At 53.9% G+C, this 24,316-nt stretch carries 28 protein-coding genes; 9 read left to right on the top strand and 19 right to left on the bottom strand.

The features are described 5' to 3' along the window. Positions 1 to 9: 9 nt before the first annotated feature. The 4 genes from K9G39_RS05530 to hisH are packed head-to-tail and all read right to left on the bottom strand — an operon-like array spanning position 10 to position 2,853. A complete protein-coding gene (locus K9G39_RS05530; RefSeq protein WP_292003936.1) occupies positions 10 to 759 on the bottom strand; it encodes a pseudouridine synthase in 750 nt (249 codons plus the stop codon). Positions 760 to 772: 13 nt separating this feature from the next. Continuing rightward, positions 773 to 1,384, bottom strand: coding sequence for an SMC-Scp complex subunit ScpB (scpB, locus tag K9G39_RS05525; RefSeq protein WP_292003935.1), 612 nt, complete (start codon positions 1,382 to 1,384; stop codon positions 773 to 775). Between the two features lie 57 nt (positions 1,385 to 1,441). Further along, complete coding sequence (gene hisA / locus K9G39_RS05520; protein WP_292003934.1) at positions 1,442 to 2,212, bottom strand: 1-(5-phosphoribosyl)-5-[(5-phosphoribosylamino)methylideneamino]imidazole-4-carboxamide isomerase; 771 nt, start codon at positions 2,210 to 2,212, stop codon at positions 1,442 to 1,444. Between the two features lie 35 nt (positions 2,213 to 2,247). Then, positions 2,248 to 2,853, bottom strand: a complete 606-nt coding sequence (gene hisH / locus K9G39_RS05515) for an imidazole glycerol phosphate synthase subunit HisH (RefSeq protein ID WP_292003933.1) — start codon at positions 2,851 to 2,853, stop codon at positions 2,248 to 2,250. Positions 2,854 to 3,027: 174 nt separating this feature from the next. On the opposite strand from hisH, the gene K9G39_RS05510 reads away from it, so the two are divergent. From K9G39_RS05510 to K9G39_RS05480, 7 genes are all read left to right on the top strand, one after another. Then, on the top strand, positions 3,028 to 3,873 hold the full coding sequence (locus K9G39_RS05510) for a sulfide/dihydroorotate dehydrogenase-like FAD/NAD-binding protein (protein WP_292003932.1): 846 nt from the start codon (positions 3,028 to 3,030) through the stop codon (positions 3,871 to 3,873). Positions 3,874 to 3,981: 108 nt separating this feature from the next. Beyond that, positions 3,982 to 5,430: an NADPH-dependent glutamate synthase gene (gene gltA / locus K9G39_RS05505; protein ID WP_292003931.1), complete on the top strand. Its 1,449-nt coding sequence runs from the start codon at positions 3,982 to 3,984 to the stop codon at positions 5,428 to 5,430. 59 nt (positions 5,431 to 5,489) lie between these two features. Then, positions 5,490 to 5,894 carry a nickel-responsive transcriptional regulator NikR gene (gene nikR / locus K9G39_RS05500; RefSeq protein WP_292003930.1) on the top strand — a complete coding sequence of 135 codons (405 nt, stop codon included), beginning with the start codon at positions 5,490 to 5,492 and terminating at the stop codon, positions 5,892 to 5,894. Between the two features lie 94 nt (positions 5,895 to 5,988). Beyond that, positions 5,989 to 6,789 (top strand): transporter, encoded by an 801-nt coding sequence (locus tag K9G39_RS05495; protein WP_292003929.1) that lies wholly within the window; start codon positions 5,989 to 5,991, stop codon positions 6,787 to 6,789. Positions 6,790 to 6,894: 105 nt separating this feature from the next. Further along, entirely contained in the window at positions 6,895 to 7,923 is a 1,029-nt protein-coding gene (locus K9G39_RS05490; RefSeq protein ID WP_292003928.1) for an energy-coupling factor ABC transporter permease, read from the top strand. Continuing rightward, complete coding sequence (cbiQ, locus tag K9G39_RS05485; protein WP_292003927.1) at positions 7,920 to 8,678, top strand: cobalt ECF transporter T component CbiQ; 759 nt, start codon at positions 7,920 to 7,922, stop codon at positions 8,676 to 8,678. The genes K9G39_RS05490 and cbiQ overlap by 4 nt, the downstream gene beginning before the upstream one ends. A gap of 20 nt (positions 8,679 to 8,698) precedes the next feature. Then, on the top strand, positions 8,699 to 9,418 hold the full coding sequence (locus K9G39_RS05480; protein ID WP_292003926.1) for an energy-coupling factor ABC transporter ATP-binding protein: 720 nt from the start codon (positions 8,699 to 8,701) through the stop codon (positions 9,416 to 9,418). Between the two features lie 23 nt (positions 9,419 to 9,441). On the opposite strand, the gene K9G39_RS05475 is transcribed toward K9G39_RS05480, so the two are convergent. The 4 genes from K9G39_RS05475 to K9G39_RS05460 form a co-directional block, all read right to left on the bottom strand. Continuing rightward, positions 9,442 to 10,269 carry an NYN domain-containing protein gene (locus tag K9G39_RS05475; RefSeq protein WP_292003925.1) on the bottom strand — a complete coding sequence of 276 codons (828 nt, stop codon included), beginning with the start codon at positions 10,267 to 10,269 and terminating at the stop codon, positions 9,442 to 9,444. A gap of 105 nt (positions 10,270 to 10,374) precedes the next feature. Next, a complete protein-coding gene (locus K9G39_RS05470; protein WP_292003955.1) occupies positions 10,375 to 11,280 on the bottom strand; it encodes an AEC family transporter in 906 nt (301 codons plus the stop codon). A 161-nt stretch (positions 11,281 to 11,441) separates the two neighbouring features. After that, a complete protein-coding gene (locus K9G39_RS05465; protein ID WP_292003924.1) occupies positions 11,442 to 12,458 on the bottom strand; it encodes a ferrochelatase in 1,017 nt (338 codons plus the stop codon). Between the two features lie 15 nt (positions 12,459 to 12,473). After that, positions 12,474 to 13,559 carry an efflux RND transporter periplasmic adaptor subunit gene (locus K9G39_RS05460; RefSeq protein WP_292003923.1) on the bottom strand — a complete coding sequence of 362 codons (1,086 nt, stop codon included), beginning with the start codon at positions 13,557 to 13,559 and terminating at the stop codon, positions 12,474 to 12,476. Positions 13,560 to 13,725: 166 nt separating this feature from the next. Here K9G39_RS05460 and hisI point away from each other — a divergent pair, with 166 nt between their 5' ends. Both hisI and ubiE read left to right on the top strand, forming a co-directional pair. After that, positions 13,726 to 14,139, top strand: a complete 414-nt coding sequence (gene hisI, locus K9G39_RS05455) for a phosphoribosyl-AMP cyclohydrolase (RefSeq protein ID WP_292003922.1) — start codon at positions 13,726 to 13,728, stop codon at positions 14,137 to 14,139. A gap of 11 nt (positions 14,140 to 14,150) precedes the next feature. Further along, positions 14,151 to 14,876, top strand: a complete 726-nt coding sequence (gene ubiE / locus K9G39_RS05450; protein ID WP_292003921.1) for a bifunctional demethylmenaquinone methyltransferase/2-methoxy-6-polyprenyl-1,4-benzoquinol methylase UbiE — start codon at positions 14,151 to 14,153, stop codon at positions 14,874 to 14,876. A gap of 25 nt (positions 14,877 to 14,901) precedes the next feature. Here ubiE and K9G39_RS05445 read toward each other — a convergent pair whose 3' ends face one another. The 11 genes from K9G39_RS05445 to K9G39_RS05395 all read right to left on the bottom strand — a co-directional run bounded on the left by K9G39_RS05445 (position 14,902) and on the right by K9G39_RS05395 (position 24,086). Further along, the gene (locus tag K9G39_RS05445; protein WP_292003920.1) at positions 14,902 to 15,282 is read right to left on the bottom strand and encodes a VanZ family protein; all 381 of its coding nucleotides are present in this window, start codon (positions 15,280 to 15,282) and stop codon (positions 14,902 to 14,904) included. Then, the gene (locus K9G39_RS05440) at positions 15,279 to 15,926 is read right to left on the bottom strand and encodes an LOG family protein (protein WP_292003919.1); all 648 of its coding nucleotides are present in this window, start codon (positions 15,924 to 15,926) and stop codon (positions 15,279 to 15,281) included. The genes K9G39_RS05445 and K9G39_RS05440 overlap by 4 nt, the downstream gene beginning before the upstream one ends. 12 nt (positions 15,927 to 15,938) lie before the next feature. Beyond that, complete coding sequence (ligA, locus tag K9G39_RS05435) at positions 15,939 to 17,960, bottom strand: NAD-dependent DNA ligase LigA (RefSeq protein ID WP_292003918.1); 2,022 nt, start codon at positions 17,958 to 17,960, stop codon at positions 15,939 to 15,941. Positions 17,961 to 17,968: 8 nt separating this feature from the next. Beyond that, positions 17,969 to 19,510, bottom strand: a complete 1,542-nt coding sequence (locus K9G39_RS05430; RefSeq protein WP_292003917.1) for a hypothetical protein — start codon at positions 19,508 to 19,510, stop codon at positions 17,969 to 17,971. Between the two features lie 30 nt (positions 19,511 to 19,540). After that, positions 19,541 to 20,257, bottom strand: a complete 717-nt coding sequence (locus tag K9G39_RS05425; RefSeq protein WP_292003916.1) for an ABC transporter ATP-binding protein — start codon at positions 20,255 to 20,257, stop codon at positions 19,541 to 19,543. A 159-nt stretch (positions 20,258 to 20,416) separates the two neighbouring features. Further along, positions 20,417 to 21,472: an ACR3 family arsenite efflux transporter gene (gene arsB / locus K9G39_RS05420; protein ID WP_292003915.1), complete on the bottom strand. Its 1,056-nt coding sequence runs from the start codon at positions 21,470 to 21,472 to the stop codon at positions 20,417 to 20,419. 4 nt (positions 21,473 to 21,476) lie between these two features. After that, positions 21,477 to 21,905, bottom strand: a complete 429-nt coding sequence (locus K9G39_RS05415; protein ID WP_292003914.1) for an arsenate reductase ArsC — start codon at positions 21,903 to 21,905, stop codon at positions 21,477 to 21,479. Positions 21,906 to 21,924: 19 nt separating this feature from the next. Further along, positions 21,925 to 22,980, bottom strand: coding sequence for a permease (locus tag K9G39_RS05410; protein ID WP_292003913.1), 1,056 nt, complete (start codon positions 22,978 to 22,980; stop codon positions 21,925 to 21,927). Positions 22,981 to 23,003: 23 nt separating this feature from the next. Beyond that, the gene (locus K9G39_RS05405; protein ID WP_292003912.1) at positions 23,004 to 23,393 is read right to left on the bottom strand and encodes a rhodanese-like domain-containing protein; all 390 of its coding nucleotides are present in this window, start codon (positions 23,391 to 23,393) and stop codon (positions 23,004 to 23,006) included. 12 nt (positions 23,394 to 23,405) lie between these two features. After that, positions 23,406 to 23,642, bottom strand: coding sequence for a thioredoxin family protein (locus K9G39_RS05400; RefSeq protein ID WP_292003911.1), 237 nt, complete (start codon positions 23,640 to 23,642; stop codon positions 23,406 to 23,408). A 108-nt stretch (positions 23,643 to 23,750) separates the two neighbouring features. Further along, entirely contained in the window at positions 23,751 to 24,086 is a 336-nt protein-coding gene (locus tag K9G39_RS05395; RefSeq protein WP_292003910.1) for a metalloregulator ArsR/SmtB family transcription factor, read from the bottom strand. Between the last annotated feature and the right edge of the window lie 230 nt (positions 24,087 to 24,316).

Below are 24,316 nucleotides of genomic sequence, written 5' to 3'. Positions count from 1 at the left end.
ACCTGCCGTTCAGACGCTGCCGCATACCTGCTGATGAAGCTGCTGAATCTCCTTACGACTGAGATACCGCCACTCTCCGCGCCGGAGTTCCCCGACTTTCAGCCCGGCATAGGCAATGCGTTCGAGTCTTTTTACTTCAAAGCCGAGAGTCTCGAACATCCTTCTGACCTGATGGTTTTTGCCCTCATGAATGCTCATCCATACCTGCAGGCCATCGTCAAGCAGTCTGGCCTGGCACGGCATGACCTTCTCGCCGGTATCTTTCAGGCGCATACCCCCGGTCAGCTGAAGTAAAAGCGCATGCGGAAACTTGTTATCCAATACCGCAATATACTCTTTTTTCACATTTGAAGAAGGGTGCATCAATTTATGAGCAAGATCTCCGTCATTTGTCAGCAAGAGAACCCCGGTCGTCTTCCGGTCAAGCCTGCCGACAGGATAGACCCGCTCCTTCACGCTGACATGGTCCAGTACCGTATCCCGGTTTTTTTCATCGCTGCTTGTCGTGATGACGTTTCTGGGTTTGTTGAAAAGGATATACACCTTTCTCGATTCCGGCTCGGCAAGCCGCCGTCCGTCGACGATGACTTCATCGCTCCTGGGGTCGACCTTCAGGCCGGGTTCAGTGATGAGGCGACCGTTCACCGTAACCCTTCCGGCCACAACGAGCTGATCGGCAGCCCTTCTTGATGCAATACCGCTCATTGCCAGATATCTGTTTATTCTGACCAGCCTCTCTTCGCGGGTATTTTTATTCATAAACCATAATCTGTTACCCTTCGTTATGTTCAAATCCTGACTGCGGAGCCGGGCTCCCTCCTGCAAGATACTCCTGCTCTTCGTGTTCCTGCAATATCTCGCGAATCTCCCTCAACTGCGGCAGATCCCTGAGCGAGTGCAGACCGAAAAGATCGAGAAACTCGCTTGTCGTCCCGTACTGAAGTGGACGACCGGGCGAATCGGCACGCCCGCACACGGTAATGAAACCCCTTTCCAGCAGCCGGTCAACGGCATAATCGGGACTGGTACCGCGAAGCTGCTGAATCTCACCTTTGGTAACGGGCTGTCGATAGGCAATAACCGAAAGGACTTCAAGCACCGGCTGCGAAAGCTTCCGGCGGATTCGCGGAGCAAGCAGACTTTTGAGAAGATCTCCGAACTGCGGTTCGGCAAGAAAGCGGTAGCCTGAAGCGATACGGTGAATACGGAAGCTGAGACCTGCCAGGGCATATCCGGCGTTCAGCTCCCCTACCAGGGCGTCAAGCTGACCGGCAGTAAGCTCGGCACCGGTAACCTGTCGGATGAGGGAAAGGGTTGCAGCTTCCTCCGAAGCGAATATTACCGCCTCGATCTGCTGCTGCAATGGCAATTCAGGTTCATGCACCGCTGCTTGTTTCCGTAGTGATTGAATGACCGGGCTGCAGAAACGGAACAGACCCGTCTACCGTTTCCTCGCAGTTGAAAAATCATGGTCGAGGCAGATCCCCCCTTCGTAGTTGTACCACATCTCCTGGCAGGGGAAATTGCTCTCGTAGAGCGCTTTGCCGATAATAACGGAATCAACCCCGTACTTCTGAAGCTTCACAAGTTTTTTCAGATCTTCGGAACTGGTCACGCCTCCTGATGCGGTAATTTTCATGCCGGCCTTCTCGGCAAAACGCCTCGTGCTCTCGTAACCGAAGCCCTGCATCATGCCGTCACGGGTAATATCGGTGTAGATGATACGCTCGATACCCATTTTTTTCATTGCAAGGGCGAGTTCATAATCCTTCATGCCGCTGCTTTCCGTCCACCCCTTGATTTTGGGAACCCCGTTTTCGGCATCGATTCCGACAACAATTCGCGACGGACGGTACGTCCTGAGCAGTTCACCGACAAGCTCGGGATTGGTGACAGCCGCAGAACCGATCACGACACGGCTGACTCCGATGTCGAGATAGCGCTTTACGGCTTCCACCGAGCGGATACCACCTCCAACCTGTATGGGTATATCGAGCTCTTCGACAATCTCCTTTATGCGCTCGAAATTGACCATTTCTCCGGTAAGGGCGGCATCGAGATCGACAATGTGCAGCATCTTGGCATTCTGCTTGCGCCAGATGATGGCCATGTCACGCGGGTTGTCGAGGTAAATTTTCTGCTGGTTGAAATCGCCCCGGGTGAGACGAACACATTTACCGTCTTTTATATCTATAGCAGGAATAATCAGCATGGTAAAAAAACATGAAAATCAATAACTGAAAGCTTTTAACACCCGGCAAAATTCTTCAGCACCTGGAGTCCGGCTTCGGAACTCTTTTCCGGATGAAACTGTACAGCGAAAATACCATTTTTTTCAATGGCCGAACAGAAATTTTTATCGGCGAACCAGGTTGTCGCCGCGATATGCTCCGGATTTTCCGGCTGACAGTAATAGGAGTGTACGAAATAAAAGAAGGTCTGGTCGGCAATTCCCCTGAACAGAACACTCTCTTTTTTCAGATCGACCGAATTCCAGCCTATCTGGGGAATTTTATCGGTTTCGCTCCTGAAACGCACTACCTTGCCGGGCACGAGGTCGATCCCCTTGTTTGAACCCATCTCTTCACTTTCACTGAGCAGAAGCTGCATACCGAGACAGATGCCAAGCAGATGGCCACCCTTGTCGACATGTTCAAGAACAGCTTCCGTAAAGCCTGAAGCGTTGAGGGAAAGAATGGCCTGACCGAATGCCCCAACCCCCGGCAACAAGACCTTCCTGCAACCGCGGAGTTTGAGGGGATCACTGCTTACAACAGCCTTGATACCGAGATACTCGAAAGCTTTTTGGACCGAATGGAGATTTCCTGCACCATAATCAGCAATAAAGATCATACCATCATGTTTTGATGAGCAGCCTGCAGCAGGAAAACCGGAAACCGCAGCCGGGCGCACTTTACCCGGAAGCCCGTTTTTTAATTCGGTATTTATTTCCTATAATAATCTTCCTTTTGCCTTACCGAAAAGATCAGCAGTTTTCCATAACCATACAGAGCCTAAAAAAAACAAATGTACAATATTGTTTCTGCTATTTTTTTAGCTGAAAATATCAAAAAAATTGAAATACAAGCTCCACGGATAGCCAAAAAAAGAAAAGCCGGGCAGTTTGTCATGATAAGAGTAAGCGAACACGGCGAAAGAATTCCGCTGACCATTGCAGGCTCCGATCCGGAAAAGGGAACCATTACCCTCATCGTACAGGGTATGGGCAAATCGACGCGTGAACTGAACCTGAAAGAGGCCGGAGAGAGCATCCATGATATTGTCGGTCCGCTCGGCACCCCGTCGCATATCGAAAACTTCGGCACCGCAGTCAGCATCGGAGGCGGCGTAGGCACGGCCATAGCCTATCCTACAGCCGTTGCGCTCAAAGAGGCCGGCAACTACGTGATCACCATTAACGGAGCGCGGACGAAGGAGCTTGTCATTCTGGAAGACGAAATGAGGGCGGTCAGCGATGAAGCCTACATAACCACCGATGACGGTTCATATGGTTTTCACGGCTTCGTCACCCAGAAACTCCAGGAACTGATCGACTCGGGAAAAGCCATCAACTACGTGCTTGCCATAGGCCCCATCCCGATGATGAAAGCCGTGGCGGAAGTAACCCGACCCTACGGGATCCCGACCGTGGTCAGCCTTAACCCGGTGATGGTCGACGGAACCGGCATGTGCGGCGGTTGCCGTGTTACGGTCGACAACGAAATCCGGTTCGCCTGTGTTGACGGCCCTGAATTCGATGCCCACAAAGTCGATTTCAAAAACCTCTCCGACAGAAACAGAATGTACCTGCAGGAGGAACAGCAGTCCGTCGAGGCATTCTCTCACAAGTGCAGGCTCGGTCAGCACCAGTAATATCCGCTATCCTTTTTAAAACCTGAACCGGCCAGCCGCCCTGAACGGGCAGCCTGGCCGAATGTGCAGTCACTCATCTAACAGAAGACCTTTTACAGGGAAAGTATTATGGATTTAAAACCTATGACGACCAAGGAGCGCCTTGCCATACCGCGCCAGCCCATGCCGGCACAGGACCCGAATGAGCGGGCTCACAATTTCAATGAGGTAAACCTCGGTTATACTCCTGAACTCGCGCAGAAGGAGGCCATGCGATGCATCCAGTGCAAGGATCCGATCTGCATCAAGGGATGCCCGGTAAATATCAAGATCGATAAATTCATCAAACTCATAGCCGAAGGGAATTTTCTCGGAGCGGCAAAGAAAATCAAGGAGGACAACATTCTTCCGGCAATCTGCGGCAGAGTCTGTCCCCAGGAAGACCAGTGCGAAAAGGTCTGTATACTGACCAAAAAATATACACCGGTGGCTATCGGCAACCTCGAGCGGTTTGCCGCCGATTACGAACGGGAACATGGCGAAATAGAGCTGCCCGAAGTAAAACCGCCAACAGGCAGGAAGGTCGCCGTTATAGGCAGCGGCCCCGCCGGCCTCAGCTGTGCGAACGACCTGGCCCGCCTCGGTCATTCGGTAACGGTTTTTGAAGCGCTGCACGAGCTGGGCGGCGTACTCATGTACGGCATTCCTGAGTTCCGCCTTCCCAAGGATATTGTAAAAGCCGAAATCGAAGGGATGAAAAAAATCGGCGTAAAATTCGTCACCAATACCGTTGTCGGACGATCCGTCACCATTGACGAACTGATGGGGGAAGAATTTTTCGATGCGGTATTTATCGGTGTGGGGGCCGGTCTGCCATGGTTCATGGGCATTCCGGGAGAAAATCTTATCGGGGTTTACTCTGCCAACGAGTTTCTCACCAGGGTCAACCTGATGCAGTCCTATACCTTTCCGGAAAACGACACGCCGGTTTTCGACTGCAAGGGAAAAAACGTTGCGGTTTTCGGTGGCGGCAATACCGCCATGGATGCCGTTCGTACCGCCAAACGGCTTGGAGCGGAACATGCCTATATCGTCTATCGTCGTTCCGAAGCCGAAATGCCCGCCCGGGCCGAAGAGATCCATAACGCAAAGGAAGAGGGCATTGAGTTTCTGCTGCTGATGAACCCGATCGAATTCATCGGCAACGATCAGCAGTGGCTCACCGGAGTGAAGTGCCTCCGGATGGAGCTTGGCGAGCCCGATGAATCGGGGCGTCGGAAACCGGTACCGGTAAAAGGCTCTGAATTCGTGCTTCCTGTCGATATGGCTGTAATTTCCATCGGCAACGGATCAAACCCGCTCATCAAGCAGACAACGCCCGAAATCGAGGTAAGCAAACGGGATACCATCGTCGTCGATATCAATTCGATGGCCACCTCGAAAGAAAATGTCTATGCCGGAGGCGATATCGTCACCGGTGGAGCGACCGTCATTCTTGCCATGGGGGCCGGACGAACGGCAGCAAAAGCAATTCATGAGAAGCTCACGGGGCAGGCCCCGAATTTCGAGGAATGGTAAGCATGTTTACAGGGGGCCGGCCCTGAGGCCGGCTTTTTTTTCAGCAAGAAAGACCATCCATGAGCGAACTCTACCGGTTCGGTGTATCCCTTGAAAAAACACTGCTCGATGCTTTTGACCGCCATATCGGCGAACAGCATTACAAAAGCCGTTCAGAGGCGCTGCGAGACCTCATCAGGGAGGAGCTTCTGAAAAAGCAGTGGGTGGAAGGCGGCGACGTTGCCGGAGCCCTCGTCATGACTTACGACCATCATAAACGGGAACTGGTCGGCCAACTGCTCGACGTCCAGCATGATTTTCAGGAAACCATCATTTCAACACAGCACATACATCTTGACCATCACCACTGCCTTGAGATTATCGCCGTGAAAGGAACTGCCGGAGAGGTGGAAAAACTTGCGACACAGCTCAAGGTGCTCGGGGGCGTCAAGCATCTCAGTCTCAGCATTTCGACGGCAGGGTAAATCCCCGAATCCGGTTATTAACAATTGTTGTTGGTGATCAGTAGCACAAATCGTATTTTTGTGCTACTGTCATCAATCATAACCGGAAACACCCATGCTGAAAAAAATCAGTCTCGTTACGGCAACCGCAGCTTCGCTGCTCTCTGCGACACCTGTTTTTGCAGCTCATCCGCTCATTACCGACGACAGCGGAACCCAGGGAAAGGGAAAAGTCCAGATCGAGCTGAACAGTGAATTCGCATGGAACAGAACGGATGACAATGGCGTGAAGATGAAGGAGGATACCGGAGAAACCGCTCTGGCACTCTCCTTCGGAATTGCGGAAAATATCGACCTCGTCGTCGGGATCCCCTTTGCGTGGTACACCATCAGGGAAAACGGACTGAGGATTGCCGATGACAACGGTATCGGCGACATGAGCCTTGAAATCAAGTTCAGGGTCTATGAAAATGAAGAGAGCGGGCTCAGTCTTGCCGTTAAACCGGGTATTTCCATTCCAACCGGCGACGAGCAGCAGGGATTCGGAAGCGGTGAGTTCTCCCCCGGCATCACGCTGATTGCAACCCATGAAGGCGACTTCGGAGCCCTGCACGCCAATGTCGGCTACAGTCGCAATAACTATAAAAATGATGACGATGACGCGGTATCAAGCGACGACATCTGGCATGCGTCGATTGCAGCGGAGCTCAACATGACCGACCGTCTGCGCACCGTTGCCAATATCGGCGTTGAAACCGGCGAGGAGATAACCAGTGATACGCATCCGGTTTTTCTTGTCGGCGGACTCATCTACAGCGTTTCCGAAAACCTTGATCTCGATATAGGCCTGAAATGCGGTCTGAACGATGCCGAAACGGATAGTGCTCTTCTGGCCGGTCTGGCGGCGAGGTTCTGAACGCGGCTCAACAGCAAAAAAACGTACATCCTAACCGAAGAAACTTCTGTCAGTAAAAAAAGGGGGCTCCCGCCGGGCTGCCCGCAAACCACCGGAGGAAAAACCATGCATATGTCGGATGCACTGCTTTCCCCTGCAATTGGAGGAACGTTCTGGGTCGCAAGCGGAGCCCTTATCGCTTACAGCGCAAAAAAAGTCGCCCATGAACCGGACGGCATGAAAACCCCGCTGATGGGAGTTCTCGGGGCCTTTGTCTTTGCCGCACAGATGATCAATTTCACGATTCCCGGTACCGGATCGAGCGGACATCTCGGAGGAGGACTGCTTCTGACGGTGCTTCTCGGTCCCTATCGTGCACTGCTTGCCCTCGCATCGGTGCTGGTCGTCCAGTCGCTCTTCTTCGCCGATGGGGGCCTCCTTGCCCTGGGATGCAATATTTTCAACCTTGCGTTTTTCCCGGCATTCATTGCCTATCCGTTTCTCTACCGGGTCATTGCCTGCAACTCTCTCTCTGCAGGAAGAATTACCACCGCAAGTATCATCGCCGCAACAGCCGGACTTTTGATGGGAGCGTTTTCCGTCGTCCTCCAGACCACGCTGTCGGGCATCAGTGAACTGCCTTTCGCCACCTTCATGCTCTTCATGCTCCCGATACATCTTGCCATCGGTATTGTCGAAGGCCTTGTGACCATGGCTGTCCTGCTGTTCGTCGCAAAAACCGAACCATCACTGCTCTCGATGCAGTCGCAGCCGACCGGCAAACCGGCATTCATTTTCCAGGCGTTCATCATAACAACACTGGCCGTCGGAGGATTGCTCTCGTGGTTTGCATCGTCCCAACCCGACGGCCTTGAATGGTCGATGGCCAGGGTATCCGGACAGGAAGAACTCCAGGGAAAGTCCGCTACGGTTCACCAGGCTCTCGCCTCGATACAGGAACGCCTTGCCGTTCTGCCAGATTACGGCTTCAGAACCCCTGCCGGGCAACCGGAGAAAGCGACGGCCGCTGAAACTCCCCTCAATACCGGCACAACGCTATCCGGTATCGCGGGAAGCATTCTGGTACTCCTCGTCGCCGGAAGCGCCGGTCTGCTGCTCCGGAGAAAACCGCAGCAAGAAAAGTGTTCGCCATGAGTTTCGGAACGGCAACGAAACAGAGGGATGCCCCGGAAGTGCCCGGCAATCTCCCGGCTGGAGACATGGCTGCGCTGGGCATACTCATCCTGTTCATCATGTTCGTGGTTTCCGTCCCGAAGCATAACCTTGCGGCAGTGATCGCCTACGGCTCGTTCCCGCTTTTTTTGATAACCGCGGCCGGCATTCCGTTGCGCCCCATCGTGAAACGGCTGCTCGGGCTCTCCCCTTTCGTACTCTTCATGGCGGCGGGAAACCTGTATTTCGACCGGCACCCGTTTTCAACCGCAGGTAGTTTAACCATAACCGGAGGCATGGTTTCCGGCAGTGTGATCATAGCCAAAACGTTTGTCACGCTCGGCGCAATGCATGCGTACTCCCTCTGCATGCCGTTCCACCGTTTCGGAAGTGCCCTGCGCTCTTTCGGTGTTCCGGAAGTTTTTGTAACCCAGCTGCAGCTGGTATACCGTTACAGCTCTCTGCTCGTCCGCGAGGCCCGCTCACTCAGGAAGGCCCGCGATCTGCGTTCATTCGGCGGCAGGGGAAATGACCTTTTCAACACTGCGCAACTGATAGGGTCACTGCTGCTGAGAACTGCGTCGAGAGCCGAAAGAATATATCTGGCCATGTGCGCCAGGGGATTCAGGAACAGCCTCTCTCTGGAACAGAGAACCCCTTTTACGGCAACAGATGCCGTGGCCGTGACGACAGCGCTCATCTGTTTTACTGCGGTAAAACTGCTGTTCGCGGCATAACAGAATTGAAAGAACCCGAAATGATTACAGTCGAACAGGTCGATTTTTCCTATCCTGACGGAACAAGGGCGTTGCTCGATGTCTCGCTCAAGGTCACATCGGGAGACTCGGTCGGCATTGTCGGAGCGAACGGTGCGGGAAAATCGACACTCGTCAACCATCTGAACGGCTGGTATCTGCCTCAGTCAGGAAAGATCACCATCGACGGAGTCGAAGTCCTGAAAAAGAACCTGGAGCGCATCAGAAAACTGACCGGACTGGTTTTCCAGAACCCGGACGACCAGCTTTTCATGGCACGGCTCTGCGACGACATCATGTTCGGGCCGAAAAACCTTGGCATGGATCCTGAGCGAAGCGCTGAAGAGAGCGAAAAACTCCTGAGGGATTTCGGACTGTGGGCGCTGCGCGACAAACCTCCTTCGAAGCTCTCGCAAGGACAGAGAAGGTTTGCAGCTTTCGCCGCAGTGCTGGTAATGCACCCTTCGGTGCTCGTTATGGACGAACCGACTTCGGATCTCGATCCGCGCAACCGGAAAAAGCTCATTTCGCTCGTCAACAACCTTCAGGCAACAAGAGTAACGGTTTCACACGACCTTGATTTTATCTGGGAAACCTGCAACCGGGTCCATATCATGGCGGAGGGGCGCATAGTCGCCGCAGGAGCGACAAAAGAGCTGCTCAGCGACCGCAATCTGCTTGAGACAAACGGCCTGGAGCTGCCGCTGAGGCTGCAGGGGTGAAAAGAAAAACGGCTCATGCGACTTCAGCCTGGAGCCTTTACCCTTCTTTCGAGCTCTTCCGACATGGCCTTGCTTGAAAGTTTGACCGTAATCTGGGGGATATCATGAGCGGTGTCGACAGCAAAAACAGTTACATCAAAACGGTCATCCATTTTTATAATCGACGAAAGATCGGCGATACGCTGCGTAACCCCGAGAAAACTCAGCGGGAGCAGGCATTTGACGTGGAAGGGGTTGACAAGAAAAATACCGTAGGGCTTGACGGAAAGCACCGAACCGGTAAAGAGCTCTCCTGGTTCCGGAAGCCTTGTGTAACCCTGCTCCGCTACCGCAGTGCCGCCACCCGATTCCGACTGGCCAATCTCTCTTTCCAGAAGGGCAAGATCGTGAAAATCGATATCGGGCCCGCTGTAGAGTTCACGGGAACTTATCCCTCTGGTAGAATAGACTGAAACCGTTTTTCCTTTCAGCTGCAGCGCCTTGAGCAGGGGCATAAAATCGCTGTCGCCGCTGAAGAGGATAAATTGGTCGTACAGACTTTCGGTCAGCATGGCGTCAACGGCAAGTTCAATATCGAGGTTACCTTTCATGACCACCTCTCCGGTCTCCTTGTTGACGATCTTTTTTACCGGCTTTGAGATGATCTCGAAACCGTGTGTCAAAAGAACCCTGTTGAATGCACTCTGATCCTCCGAAGGCGGATCAGGTGAAGGTACGTAATAACGCACCGATGCCACATGGTAACGGTACGTGAAATAGTTCATGAGACGGGAAAAATCAATCTGCCATCCAAGATGACGCTGCGTAAAGAAAAGATTTGCCCCATCGATAAAAATCGCGGCTTTCTGCATGCTCAATTATAGTTGTTCCCTGCCTCAAGCTTGTTCCCTATAGCAAACGGAACCACAAACAAGAACGCAGGAAGAGCATTAACCATTTCACGACCCCGGAAACGGCTAAACGCCTCCCAAAAGAAAACTCCAGAAAGCAAGCGTAAAGAAGGAAACAAGGATGCCAAGGGCAACCATCATCGAAGAAAGAGACGGGTTGATGCCGTGTTCGGCGGCAATGATACCTGCCGTGATCATGGGAGGCATGGCAGCTTCGAACAGCGTGACTCTTACCGGCAGGCCCGACAGGCCGAAAATGCCCAGATAGAGTAGACTGAGCAGCAAAGGAGCCACAAGCAGTTTGAATGACAGGCCAAGGGTGAGGTTGCGGATATTGCCTGAAAGATGCCCTGGGTGCAGTTGGTAACCTACGGAGAGCAGGGCGAGCGGAGCGAGGGTGTCCCCCAGTCTTCCGAGCAGAAGGCTGAACCATTCCGGATAATCGAACGGCATCAGGAGAACCGCCGCCACCATGGAAAGAAAGGGCGGAAACGCAAGAATTTTCTGCAGGATCACCCTTGCCGAAGGCTTTCCGTTCGAGTAGAAACCGGCAGTGACTATGCCAAGTGTCGAAAGCACCATAAAGGAGCCGAGCTGATCGACGACAATACCGTGTACCAGAGCCTGCTTGCCGAAATAGGCTTCGATCATCGGCAAACCGACAAAGGAGGTGTTGCCGAGACCTCCGGTAAGAATAAGCGCGCCTACTGTCATCCGGGAAAGTTTCAGCAATCTGCCGAGCAGCGGAAAAATCACGAGCGCAAGGCAGAAATGAATCCACGGTATGGCTGCCAGCAGAAACACTCCTGCCGTGAGCTCCAGATCGTGAAGATAGAGCAGGGCAAGCGCGGGAAGGGAGATATGGATAATAAAACCGTTCAGCACCGCCGGAGTTTCCGATGGAAGCCATTTCAGGCTCCGCAGCAGGACCCCGGCAAGAAAACAGACAAAAAGAAGAATGAGGTTCTGCACGGTGTAAAATAGTTCGATGAACAAGATAACCCTTTATCTGCCGGGATGACCGGTCACTTCTGCCAAGCGAAGCGGTGATGAACGTGCCGAAAATGCGCACGATGCGACAGAGGCTTCCGATCTCCACGGGAAAGGTAATCGTATCCCCTGCATGAAACGCACTACGCTTGTGGAAACGGACGACAGAGAAGCTGCGATACCGCTCCGGCAATTCGCTCTCCAAGGTAACGGGTAAAGAGCGGTGATGCGTTCAGGCAGGGTATGGTTCGCACCGAAGAGGAGGAAGCGGTCACGCGAAGCAACTCCTCCGCGCGGTGCAGGGTTTCATTGCCGTCCGCAAAATATCCTGCGGCGAACAGGGCGACATTGGCGGCACCGGAACGGCGAAGCTGCCCTGCGACCTCTTCGAAAGAGGGTTTGGTCCACTCTCCCCCGACATCGTGATTGAGATAGGCACTCATAACCCGACCCCAGGGATGCGTTGCGTCCTTTTCCATTGCGGAGGTCAGCTGCTGAGCAAAATGGGCGGTTTCATGGTGGCCGGTACGGAATCGGGGTGGCTCGCCCTTGCTGTCGCTGACAAGCGTACCGTGAAAGAGCAGAAGAAGGATATTGGCCTCGCTGCGCTGCAACCCGTAAGAGGCACTCGCGGCAACGATATGGCCGGTACAGAGCCCATAAAGCAGCGGATCGCACCAGAAGCGGCTGATCACCTTTACCCGGCTCAGATCATCCGCCGTCAGCTTCCCTGCAAGATAGCGGCAGAGCTGTCCGCAGGTCAGCTCGTTATCGACAGGCGACATGGAAACGAGAATACGGGCATCGTAGTGCAACGTTGCGTCGATAACATCTTCTACGGCTGGATCGGAAGCAGAAAAAGCCGCATGAACATCAAAGGATACCCCGCTGTTGATGGAAGATGCGTCAAGATAGCGCTGCAGGAGTTCCGCCTGCTGACGGGTAATCCGGTTATGGGGCGAGCCGTTTGCCGCAGGTCGCACCTTTTTTTTCAGAGTGGAAAGCAGCGAAATCCCGGTCTGCAGGAGAGGGGGCACGGCCATGACCGTTGAGGCATGAGCAAGTGTACGGCGACTGACACGGTAATTTTCCCTGAAACCCGCACTTTCAGCCTCACCGTGAGCTGCGAGAATAACTGCTATTTTTTGAGGTTCCTCCATACCGTGATCCTGCATTCAGAGCCTTTCATTACTTCTGACAACTCGCGCATCCATGCCATCGCGGAACCGCTCCTCGGGAACAGAAACAACCTTGTCGCCTTTTCTGAGACCTTCGAGAACCTCGACAAAGGCAAGATCGCCGGCACCTGTTTTAATCGGCTGTTTTTTCAGCTCGCCGTTCTCGATTTTCCAGACATAACTGACATGATTTTCATCGAATACCGAACTTTTTCTTACCAGCAGTGTTCGGGGCTTCCTGTTGTAGATGATGTTGGCAGTTGCCGTCATTCCCGCCTGGATGCCGTTGACCGCTCCTGAAAAACGCAGATAGACCTTCGAGGTTTTGGTAACGATATCGGTCTGGGGCACAACCCTGGAGACTACGGCCTCAAAACGACGGTCAGGCATGGCATCAAGCACAATCGCCGCTTTCTGCCCGGTTCGGATACGCGGCACATCAAGTTCATCCACTTCGACATTGACCACATAGCCTGTCGTATCGATTACCCTTGCGACGAGGGTATTGGCCGTTACATAATCGCCTTCCCTGACATTCTGCAGAGCGAGTATACCGCTGAATGGCGCCGTTACCGTCAGTTTTTTCAGATCATCCTCCCTGATTTGCAGACGCATTTTTTTCTGCTCGAGCAACTCTTCGGCCTGCCTCAGGGTTTTCCGGGCATCGTCAAGGTCCTTGCGGGATACCGCACCTTCGCCGAAAAGATTGCTGATTCTCGTGTTGTTGAGCTTTCGTTCACCGAAAAGGGCAAGCTGTTCCTCATAAGCCGCTCTTGCTTCGCGAACGGCAAGTCCCGGCTGGAGGGTTTCAAATGCGATGATCGTCTGACCGGCAACAACCCGCTCCCCTTCGAGAGCACCGACCGAACTGACCGTTCCCGAAAGCTCGGCACTCAGATTGGCCACGGCATCCGCCTCGACAAAGCCCGTAGCGTAGACGGCCTGAACCAGTTCGGCATGGGTAACCTCTACAGCTTCAACATCGACGGTATTGCCCCGGGTTATGAGATAGGCTACGGTAACAAGAAAAACAACGGCAAGAGCGATAGTATATTTCGGAAGGAGTTTCTGTAGGGTCTGCATAGTCTTGTGACATTATGGATTTGGCTTTTGGAAGTTACATGTTTTGAACTTTTTCTCTATTCCAACCTTGGTTTTTCCATTATTTTATGAATCTTTAAAAACGTTTTTGATAAATATTCAGGGTTCCTGGATGGCTCAATAAAAAATACTTAATCATTACATGCTGATGAGCGAGAATCAAGACCTGCAGAAAAGCTTTCTCGAAACCGTCAAATTCGATGAGAAGGGGCTTGTGCCGGCGATTGTGCAGGATCACGAAACCGGAAAAGTCCTGATGATGGCCTGGATGAACCGTGAAAGCCTTGAAATGACCCTGGAAAGAAAAAAGGCCTGTTACTGGAGCCGAAGCCGCCAGAAACTGTGGCTCAAGGGTGAATCGTCCGGAAACATGCAGGAGGTTCATGATATCCTTATCGACTGCGACGGCGATACCCTTCTGCTCAAGGTTTCTCAGAAGGGAGGAGCCTGCCATGTAGGATACCACTCCTGTTTCTACCGGCGGACAAAAGATGACCTTACGATGGAGATCTGCGATACGCTCATGTTCGATCCCGAAGAAGTTTACGGCAAAAAAAGCTGAAAGAACAATCAATGAGCCAACCTAAAGAGACAGCAAAATCGCTGAACAAGACAAAGTCGCGAACTTCGATCCGCACCATGTTCGACGAGGTTGCCCCGACGTACGATTTTCTCAACCATCTGCTGAGCCTCGGAATTGACAATTACTGGAGAGCTACGACAACCGCAAGGGCAAAAAAGCTGCTTGCAGGCAACCCTGCGCCCCGGATTCTCGATGTTGCAACAGGCACCGGCGATCTTGCCGCATCCATGGCGAAAATCCCCGGAGCGAAAGTCACCGCTCTCGACCTCTCTCCGGAAATGCTCGTCATTGCCCGCAGGAAATATCCCGACATCACCTTCCATGAGGGTTATGCCGAAAAACTCCCGTTCGAAACGGCAAGCTTCGATGTAGTCAGCGCCGGTTTCGGCGTGAGAAATTTCGAAAATCTCGAACAGGGCATGCGAGAGTTCCACCGGGTGCTCAAACCCGGCGGTCATGCGTTCATCATCGAACCGATGATTCCCCGTAATAACCTTGTAAAGAAGCTCTACCTGATTTATTTCAAGAAAGTGCTTCCGAAAATTGCGGCACTGTTCAGTAAATCGACCTTTGCCTACGACTATCTCCCCCACTCTGTCGAACAGTTTCCGCAGACTGAAGCCTTCACGGCTGTCCTGAAAAAAAACGGGTTCCGAAGCGCGGAATATTTCCCAATGACTTTCGAAACCTCTATCCTCTACATAGCCTCCAAATAAGCCTCAGGCTGCCTTCCGGTCAGCATCACAGAGACCAGCGTTCACGAATGAACGGAATGCGCTTGAGCAGCGGTATCGAAAACAGATAAACCGCTATGCCGGCGCTGTCTGCGACGATATCGGCAAACGAGCAGCTTCGATAGGGAAAAAATGACTGGACGAGCTCGATGGCAATGCCGTACCCAAGAAGAAACACGATCTTGAATGCATTGAACGACGTTTTTGGAAAGGCGAAATCCACAAGCAGGGAAAGCAGATAAAATGCCAGAAAATGCAGCACCTTATCGGAAAACGCCGCAGTATTGACGGACGACGACGGCAGAACAGCGAGCCTGCTTATCAGTACGATACAGATAACAAGCAGCAGCCGCCCTTCGATAGTCAGAAACCTCTTGATGTTTTTCACAAAGGGGAAATATTTTCGGTTCGGTCGGATGACCGCAATTCGACTCTGTATTTCGAAAAATTCTTGCAGGCGTGAGCCTCTTTCAGGCGATCCGCATGGATTTTCCGGACGAGATCAACAACCAGCTCCGGTTCCGTCGCGTGAAAAATCATGTGCATCTCCTTTCTGCTGAAAAGCCCTCTCTCGAGCACCTCGGTTTCCAGCCAGACCAGCAGGTTTGTCCAGATTTCGCCGTAAAGGATTATGGGCGTATCGCAGATATGCTCGACCTGCACAAGCTGCCATGCGTAAAACAGTTCCAGAAGGGTGCCGATCCCTCCCGGGGCGACGACAACCGCATCGGATAGCTGCATGAAGGTATCGAGACGGCTGCTGAAAATCGGAAATTCCTGCTTGATGTCGAGGAAGGGGTTCGGATCCTGTTCCCTTGGCAGCTTGATGTTCAGACCTATAGAACGGGTTTCCGACTGTGCGGCTTTCGAGCCGGAATTGGCGGCCTGCATGAGGCCGGGTCCGCCGCCCGTGACGATGTCGAAACCGGCTGCGGCAAGGCCCCGGGCGATACGGAACACATCCTGATAGTCCCGGTCGCCCTCCCTGATTCTCGCCGATCCAAAAATAGCCACCCTGTAATGGGGATTCATAACGGCAATTGTCTAAAGCATTGAAGCAAATTCCTCCTCACTGACAACCCTCACGCCAAGTTTAAGCGCTTTTTCGAGCTTGCTGCCGGCATCCTTTCCCGTCACAACAAGAGTGGTGTTCCGGCTAACCGAATTGACAACCTTTCCTCCCCGCGCCATCACGAGTCCCGAGGCCTTGCTTCGGCCGTACCTCTCGAGCTCTCCGGTAAAGACAACCGTCATTCCCTCGAAATTCCGGTTTACCAGCTCTTGAGGTTCGGCAGCCCTGAACGGAAGACCGGCCTCCTGCAACTTCCTGACAAGAACCTGCGTCGAGGGCTTGAGGAAATAGTCGATAATGCTGCGGGCGACAACAGGGCCGATATCCGGTACCGAGGAAAGCTCCTCTTCATCGGCCTCCCGGAGCAATCCGAGCCGGGGATATGCCCTTGCAAGTTCCCGAGCGGTAGCCTGGCCGACATGGCGGATACCGAGTGCGTAAAGCAGCCGTTCATAACTGCGGCTGCGACTTTCATCGAGCGCACGCATGAGGTTCAGGGCCGATTTTGTGCCCATGCGTTCCAGCCCTTCGAGCTGCGATACCTGCAGAGTGTAGAGATCACCCGGATCCCTGACGAGCCCCCTGCCGACCAGCTGATCGACCAGTGCAACGCCGAGCGACTGGATATCCATGGCGTTGCGCGAAGCGAAATGCAGAACCCTTCCCCGTATCTGCGCTGGACACTCCTCTTCGTTCGGACAGTACCAGCTCACCTCGCCTTCCAGCTTCACCAGGAGCGTATCGCAGGAAGGGCAACGTTCCGGGACGACAATTGATTCGGTGAACAACGAACGCTCCTCCAGGGCGACCCGGATGATCTTTGGAATCACCTCTCCGGACTTTTCAATGACTACCTGGTCATGAACACGTACGCCAAGCCGATCGATTTCATCGAAATTGTGCAGGGTGGAGCGGGATACCGTTGACCCGGCAAGCTTGACCGGCTTCAGTTCCGCAACCGGCGTGATGGTGCCGAGCCTGCCTACCTGAAAGAGTACCCCGAGCAGCTCGGTTTTCGCCTGCTGGGCAGGGTATTTGTAGGCGATTGCCCAGCGGGGACTTTTTGATGTAGCCCCGAGCCTGTCCCACAGAGTTACATCGTCAAGTTTCAACACCACACCGTCGGTTTCGTAGGGTAGCGTATGGCGCTTTTTTTCCCAGTCGCCTATAAAGCGTTCGATATCTCTGAGTTCACTGCAGAACAGGTAATGGCCGCCGGTATAAAAGCCCAGCTTTTCAAGCAGCCTGAGCCGGTCGAGATGCCGGATATTTTCATTGGCAATGCCTTTGAGAAAATAGGCCACAAAGGTCATCCGGCGACGGGCTACCTCGGCGGAGTCCTGCAGCTTCAGGGTGCCGGCTGTGGCATTGCGGGGATTGGCAAACCGATCCTCATCGGGTCGCCCCTCGTTCAGGTTTTCGAAATCCTCTCGGCGCATGAACACCTCTCCGCGAACCTCGATCTCCCGGTCATCGCCTTGAAGCTGACGGGAAAAAGAGGCATCGAGGCGGAGCGGAATGGTTGGAATGGTTCTCAGATTGACGGTAATATCGTCTCCCCTGACGCCATCGCCCCTCGTCGCACCCTGAACCAGCAGGCCGTCACGGTAGATCAGGCTGACGGCAACACCGTCGAACTTCAGTTCGGCCACCATCTCCTGCTTCTGGATACCCTCCTCGTACAGCAGCTTTTTGACCCGATCGTAAAAATCGGCCACATCTCCGAGAGAGTAGGTGTTGGACAGACTGAGCATCGGCTCACGGTGGAGAACCGTCGGAAACTCTCTGGTTATCTGCCCTCCGACTCGCTGGGAGGGACTATTGGGTGTCAACAGATCAGGAAACTCGCGTTCCAGCTCAATGAGCCGCTCAAGCAGCTTGTCGAAGTCGTAATCGGATATTTCGGGCGTTGCCCGCACATAATACAGATAGTTATGGCGCTCAATCTCCGTACGAAGCCTCCCGATCTCGACGGCGGCCTTGTCTCTCTCCATTCCTTCTTTCATTTCGTCGATGAAAACGCCCAGCCGGCAAGGTTTTTCAGAAAACCGAGCGATCCCTGTATACCGAGCTTCTCCCATGTGGCGTATATGATTTTCGGGTATCGCAAGGCTACCTTCAGCATGACCGTTAACAGCTCTTCGAGTTTCAACTCGTCACGGAACATGGCCTCACGGTAGCGCTCTGGAAGCTGGTCGAGCACAATCATGACCTCGTTCATCATGTCGTTGACAAAATTCGGTTCGTCGGTCTTCGCATTGAAGCACATGTACTTCATGAGATTGGCCATCGAAGCCACATTCGGCTCGTAGGCGCTGACGGAGGCCAGATGTTCTTTTGAGAGGAGATCATCACACAGCGCCTGCTCAAGCCCGTCGGTAAGCCGCTGCAGGTTCCGCACCATCGAACCGAAGCCGCAGAAGGTCAGGGGAGAGGCAAGCGAGGCTGCATCGCCGAACAGTACGATACGGTCGTCGGCAATAACCCTGGTACGGCTGATGCCGTCATGAAAGTAGGCAGGAATGATGCCGTAGACCGGGCGGTGGATCACGAAATTCCTGCCTGGCTGCTTGTACTCGGGCAGTCTCCTGAAATAGGTCTCGAAAAGACCGAGCAGCGTTTTGTCATTTTCCGAATCGACCTCGTCGTAAAAAAACAGATAGGTTATATACCGTTCACCTTCAGCCGGAAACCCCTCCCAGATAAGCTGGCGCCCCGCACCGCCGAGGGTTTCCGCCGGACCGGTACTTGCCAGAATCTCTCCGGTATCGAAGTCGGCATTGTCAAAACCGCTGGCGATAGTGCCCACGGTGGGGCAGACATGCGTCTGGGGACGACCGTCGTTGAGCTGGCGGGCAATGGGCGAAAGAATGCCCATGACATCGACAAGCACTTTTGCCCGGTAGTAAAACCTTGCGCCTCCACGGTCTTCGACTTCGACGACAATATGATCGGAAAACCGGTAACAGGCAGAAAAACTCATGCCGTCAAGCACACTGTTCCCCTGCCCGGAAAGCACCCGTGCTTTGGCCATACCGAGTAACCGGTCGGCATCCACGGCACAGTCGAGCACGTGCTGCATGGAGAGCCGTGTCTGACTCCCGTCAGGTTTGTAGAACTCCACCCACCCTGATGTATAGCGGCGTACAATTACCGAATCGAGCTCGGCCGTGGTGTACACTCCCTTGCCGGCAAGCCGCAGCAGTTCATCACGTGAAATATTCCAGTCCCTCGTAGACTGGGCTGGAAAATGACGATCGAACACCAGCACCTTCCGATTATGCTGCTTAACCATGACCGCGGCATGCAGGAAGCTCAGGGTGCCCCCCGCGTAGATCAGATCAAACTCCCCGCTTACAGCCGCTCCCTCCGGAAGCTCCGAGCCGGGCATGACGACACGGGGAAACGTTCCCGAAGGAGCCTGCCAGTACCGGTCAAGCTCCATGATACGCTGCAGATGACGCTCCCCATCGGAGAAAGAGCTGAAAGCCTCGTAAACGAGCGGACAGGAGTAACGTATCTGTTGGAGGGCTGAGGAAGGCATAGAGAGAAGGGTATTTTGGTTACAGCCTCATTATACGGAAAGTGCCGCGTTCTTCAGCAAGCTATCGCTCTCGATCATGCCGTCAACGAGATGGATTCTCCGCCCGGCGCGGTTGGCAAGCTCATCGTCGTGCGTAACGACAATCACCGTCTGGTTCAGTTCCCGGTTGAGGCGATCGAAGAGTTCATAGACGTTGCGCGCGGATTTCGAATCGAGGTTACCGGTCGGCTCGTCGCCAAGCAATACCTTCGGCTCATTGGCAAGGGCCCGCGCAATGGCAACACGCTGCTGCTGACCGCCTGAAAGCTGACTGGGTTTATTGGTGTACTTGTTCTCCAGACCCACGGTATCAAGCAGCATCATGGCCCGCGCCCGGATCTCCTTTTTGGTGAACCGTCCGTTGATCATCATCGGCATGCTCACATTCTCCACGGCGTTGAACTCGGGCAGGAGAAAATGAAACTGATAGATGAACCCTATTTTCTCGTTCCGTATGCGGGTCATCGCGGTTTCTTCCTTTTCGGTGATCTCCTCTCCATCCAGCCAGACCTTTCCGAAACTGGGTTTGTCGAGCCCTCCCATGATGTAGAGCAGCGTGGACTTGCCGGATCCCGAAGGCCCCGTAATGGCAACGAATTCCCCTGCCGTGATTTGCATTGAAAGGTTCGGGATGATGGTCTGGCGCACATCGCGCGACAGTTCCAGCTCCCTGCGGATGCCCTCGAGCCTGAGAATTTCCGTAGACATCAGATTTACAGCTCTTTAAACGGTTACAAGCCCGGCCATCGTATCCGCAGATTACGGTCGAGAGTTATCGCAAGGATAACATAAGGAGAAACCGGACGAATGACAGTATAATAAAAAAGCCGCAAGCTTCCATTAACGATCAAATCTCCTGAAGGAGATTCAGCCTTCAGTTCCCTCGCCGAACCATTTCTCCCTGAACCACAAGGAGACATTCACAAGGCCGATAAGCGCCGGAACCTCCACGAGCGGCCCGATCACGGCAGCGAACGCCTCTCCGGAATCGATGCCGAACACCGCCACGGCAACCGCTATGGCAAGCTCGAAGTTGTTGCTTGCCGCCGTGAAGGAGAGCGTGGCTGTTTTCGAGTAATCCGCACCCACCTTGCGGCCCATGTAAAACGAGACGAGGAACATGATGACGAAGTAGCAGAGAAGCGGTATGGCGATGCGAACGACATCCATTGGAATTTTCACGATATACTCGCCTTTGAGCGAGAACATCACCACAATGGTAAAGAGCAGCGCAACCAGCGTAAGCGGACTGATCCGCGGCACAAAAACGGTTTCGTACCACTCCCTGCCTTTGAGGCGGAGCATGAAGAACCGGGTAAGAAAACCCGCTATGAAGGGTACGCCGAGATAGATGAAGACCGACGAGGCGATTTCGGCGATGGTGATATCGACCCTGAAGGACGAGAGGCCGAGCCAGCCGGGCAGCACCGTGAGGAAGACCCACGCGTAGACGGAGAAGAAAAGCACCTGAAAGACCGAGTTGAAGGCAACGAGACCTGCAGCGTACTCCGTATCGCCTTTTGCCAGCTCGTTCCAGACGATCACCATGGCGATGCAGCGCGCAAGGCCGATCATGATGAGGCCGGCCATATAATGCGGCATATCGGAAAGAAAAAGCACGGCAAGCACGAACATGAGCACCGGTCCGATCACCCAGTTCTGCAGGAGCGAAAGTCCGAGCACTCTCGTGTTGCGGAAAACGTCGCCCAGCTCCTCGTACTTCACCTTGGCCAGGGGAGGATACATCATGACGATAAGCCCTATGGCGATGGGAATATTGGTGGTACCCGACTGAAACGTGTTCCAGAACGCTGCCGTACCTGGAACGAGGTAGCCGGAAAGCACGCCGATACCCATGGCGAGGAATATCCAGAGCGTGAGATAGCGGTCGAGAAAGGAGAGTTGTCTGGTTGACATGCCCATGGTGCTACCCTCCCGTCTTCATTGTGTTGTAGAAACTTCTGAACCCTTCGCGGATTTCGTCGCGGACCCGGCGGAAGACAGCAAGCCGCTCTTCGCGGCTCCCTTCGGCTTCAGCAGGATCGTCGAACCCGATGTGCACCCGGTGCTTCACCTCTCCGGTAAAGAGCGGGCAGCTCTCCTTTGCCCCATCGCAGACCGTCACCACCCAGTCGAACGGCCTTGAAGTGAATTCATCGACGCTTTTCGGACGGTAGCCGCCGATGTCGATCCACTCTTCGCGCATCACCGCAACGGCAAGCGGATGCACCGCTTCGGCAGGTTTCGTACCTGCCGAAAAGACTTCGAGTTCAGGATCGAACGAGCGCAGAAACCCCTCGGCCATCTGGCTCCGACAGGAGTTTCCGGTACAGAGAATGAGCACGGACTGTTTCATGGTTGTTGTTAAATTATGGTCATAAGGTTGGAAAGACTACGTTGAAGACAAACCCCACCAGCATGATCCCGGCAGCCACCACACCGGCGAATACCGCGATGAGCCGGGGCTTGAGCACCTTGCGCAATATGATCATCTCGGGAGCGGAGAGCGCGATCACGCTCATCATGAAAGCCATGACCGTACCGAGCGCAGCGCCCTTGCCGAGCAGTGCCTGCACCACGGGCAGGATGCCGGCAGCGTTCGAGTACATCGGCACACCGAGCAGCACCGCTGCAGGTACCGACCACCATGCCTCTCTACCCATGATCGAAGCCATGAAGTTCTCCGGAACGTAGCCGTGAATGCCCGCGCCGAGACCGACGCCAAGCACGATGTAAAGCCACACCTTGCCCACAATCTCGCGCACGTGCGTCACTCCATTTTGCAGGCGACTTTTCCAGCTCATGGCTTCGCCCGTTTCATCGGCACCGCAGCTGCAGTTCTGCTGCATCTGTTGCACCCACTCTTCGAGCCAGCGCTCCATACCGAGCCGGCCGATAGTCATGCCGGCGACTATCGCCACGAGCAGCCCCATAGCCATGTAAAGCAGGGCGACTTTCCAGCCGAACATGCCGAAAAGCAGCGCAAGCGCCACCTCGTTGACCATGGGAGCCGAAATCAGGAAAGAGAAGGTGACGCCGAGCGGCACGCCGGCCTGCAGGAACCCGATGAAAAGCGGCACGGCCGAACATGAGCAGAACGGGGTCACGATACCGAGCGAGGCGGCCAGCACGTTGCCGACGCCGAGACGCCTTCCCGACAGGATGGCCCGCGTCCGCTCCGCAGAGACGAAGGTGTGTATGACTCCCATCACGAACACAACAGCGGTAAGCAGGAGGAGCACCTTCGGCACCTCGTAGATGAAGAAGTGCAGCGCCTCGCCGAAACGGGTCGCGCGGCTCATACCCGCCGACTCCAGCAGGAAATCCGCAACCGGTTCAAGATTTCCGTAGAGCAGCACCCAGGCAGCTGCCGCCGCGACAGTCATGGCGGCGGCCTTAAGGCTGGAGGAGGTCTGTTCGGGCTGATTCATTTTCATTCACTTGATGGAGTTACTCAGCAGCAGCTTCCGCCACCCGCACTTCCCCGGTCACCGCAGCAGCATCCTCCCGTTTTGCGCTTCAGCTCCCCTCTCATGGGAAACCCTTTCTCCGCCCAGCGGACAATGCCGTACTGCATGTTCGCAACCTTTTCATACCCGTGGTTCATGAGAAAATATGTCGCCATGAGGCTGCGCTCTCCAACATTGCAGGCTACAACCACCTCACGATCGACAGGGATATCCCCGAACCGCTCTTCAAACTCGCTGTAGGGAATCAGCATGACTTCGGGAACATCGAACGATGCTTCCGCAACTTCATCGGCTTCACGCACATCGACAAGCAATGCGCCTTTTTCGATCATTCCAAGGGCTGTCGTCGGACAGACTTCAACTGCGTTATTCATGGGTTATATTTTTTATCTCGTTAACATCTCTTTCAGTTCATCGCTCTCAGGCACCCGCCCCTTGCAGCACACCTCCTCATCGACCACAAGCGCCGGCGTAGAAAGCACGTTGTAGGCCATGATCTTCCGGATATCCTCAACCTTCTCCACCGATGCATCGATGCCTTCGCGGGCAATAACGGCTTTGACCGCATCGGCAAGCTGGTTGCACTTCGCACACCCCGTACCAAGAATTTTCACCTGCTTCATCTTTCTGTTATCTTATTGTTTATCGCAAATAAACGATCCTTAAAAACAAAAAAAAGCTTAACCTGTCCATACTGCGCTTCCTGACGAGGGTTCCCCTGCCGGCATCCATCAGCAGTCGCATCCTGCGGTAGAGTGCCCCTCGGAAAAAAAACCTTCAAACAACGCCTGCGCAATCTTCCAGTTCTCCCTGTTGATGCAGTACTTCACCTTGGGGGGATCGATCTCCCCCTGAATAAGACCCGCTTCGAGCAGCGCTTTCAGATGCTGGGAAATGGTTGACTGGGCCATCGGAATCACTTCCGTCAACTCACCGGTGAAACAGCAGGCTTCTCCGGCAAGCAGCCTGAGAATTTTTACCCGTACCGGATGGCTGAGCGCCTTGGCTATACCGGCAACAGCCTCCTCCTGATTGCTGTACGTGACTGGCGATAACGTTCTCTGCATCGATCCCCTTGTTAGTTCATCGTAAATATACCATAAATAAATCCGAATGGCAAGTTTTTTTACTGCTGTGCTGCATTTTCGATGAGAACAGGCGTTAAAATTCCTGATTTTCGGCGTTCTCCCCAGCCCCGACAGGTCGGAAACAATATATCGGCAGAGCTGGAATATCGGCATAAATATCGATTTGGCGCTTGTGACGACGGGTTGACACCCGGTGTGACCGTTATGTC

This window comes from Chlorobium sp. (assembly GCF_021740465.1).
Classification (GTDB): domain Bacteria; phylum Bacteroidota; class Chlorobiia; order Chlorobiales; family Chlorobiaceae; genus Chlorobium.
The sequence above is the reverse complement of the archived record's forward strand: the minus strand, read 5'-3'. Positions and strand labels throughout refer to the sequence as shown.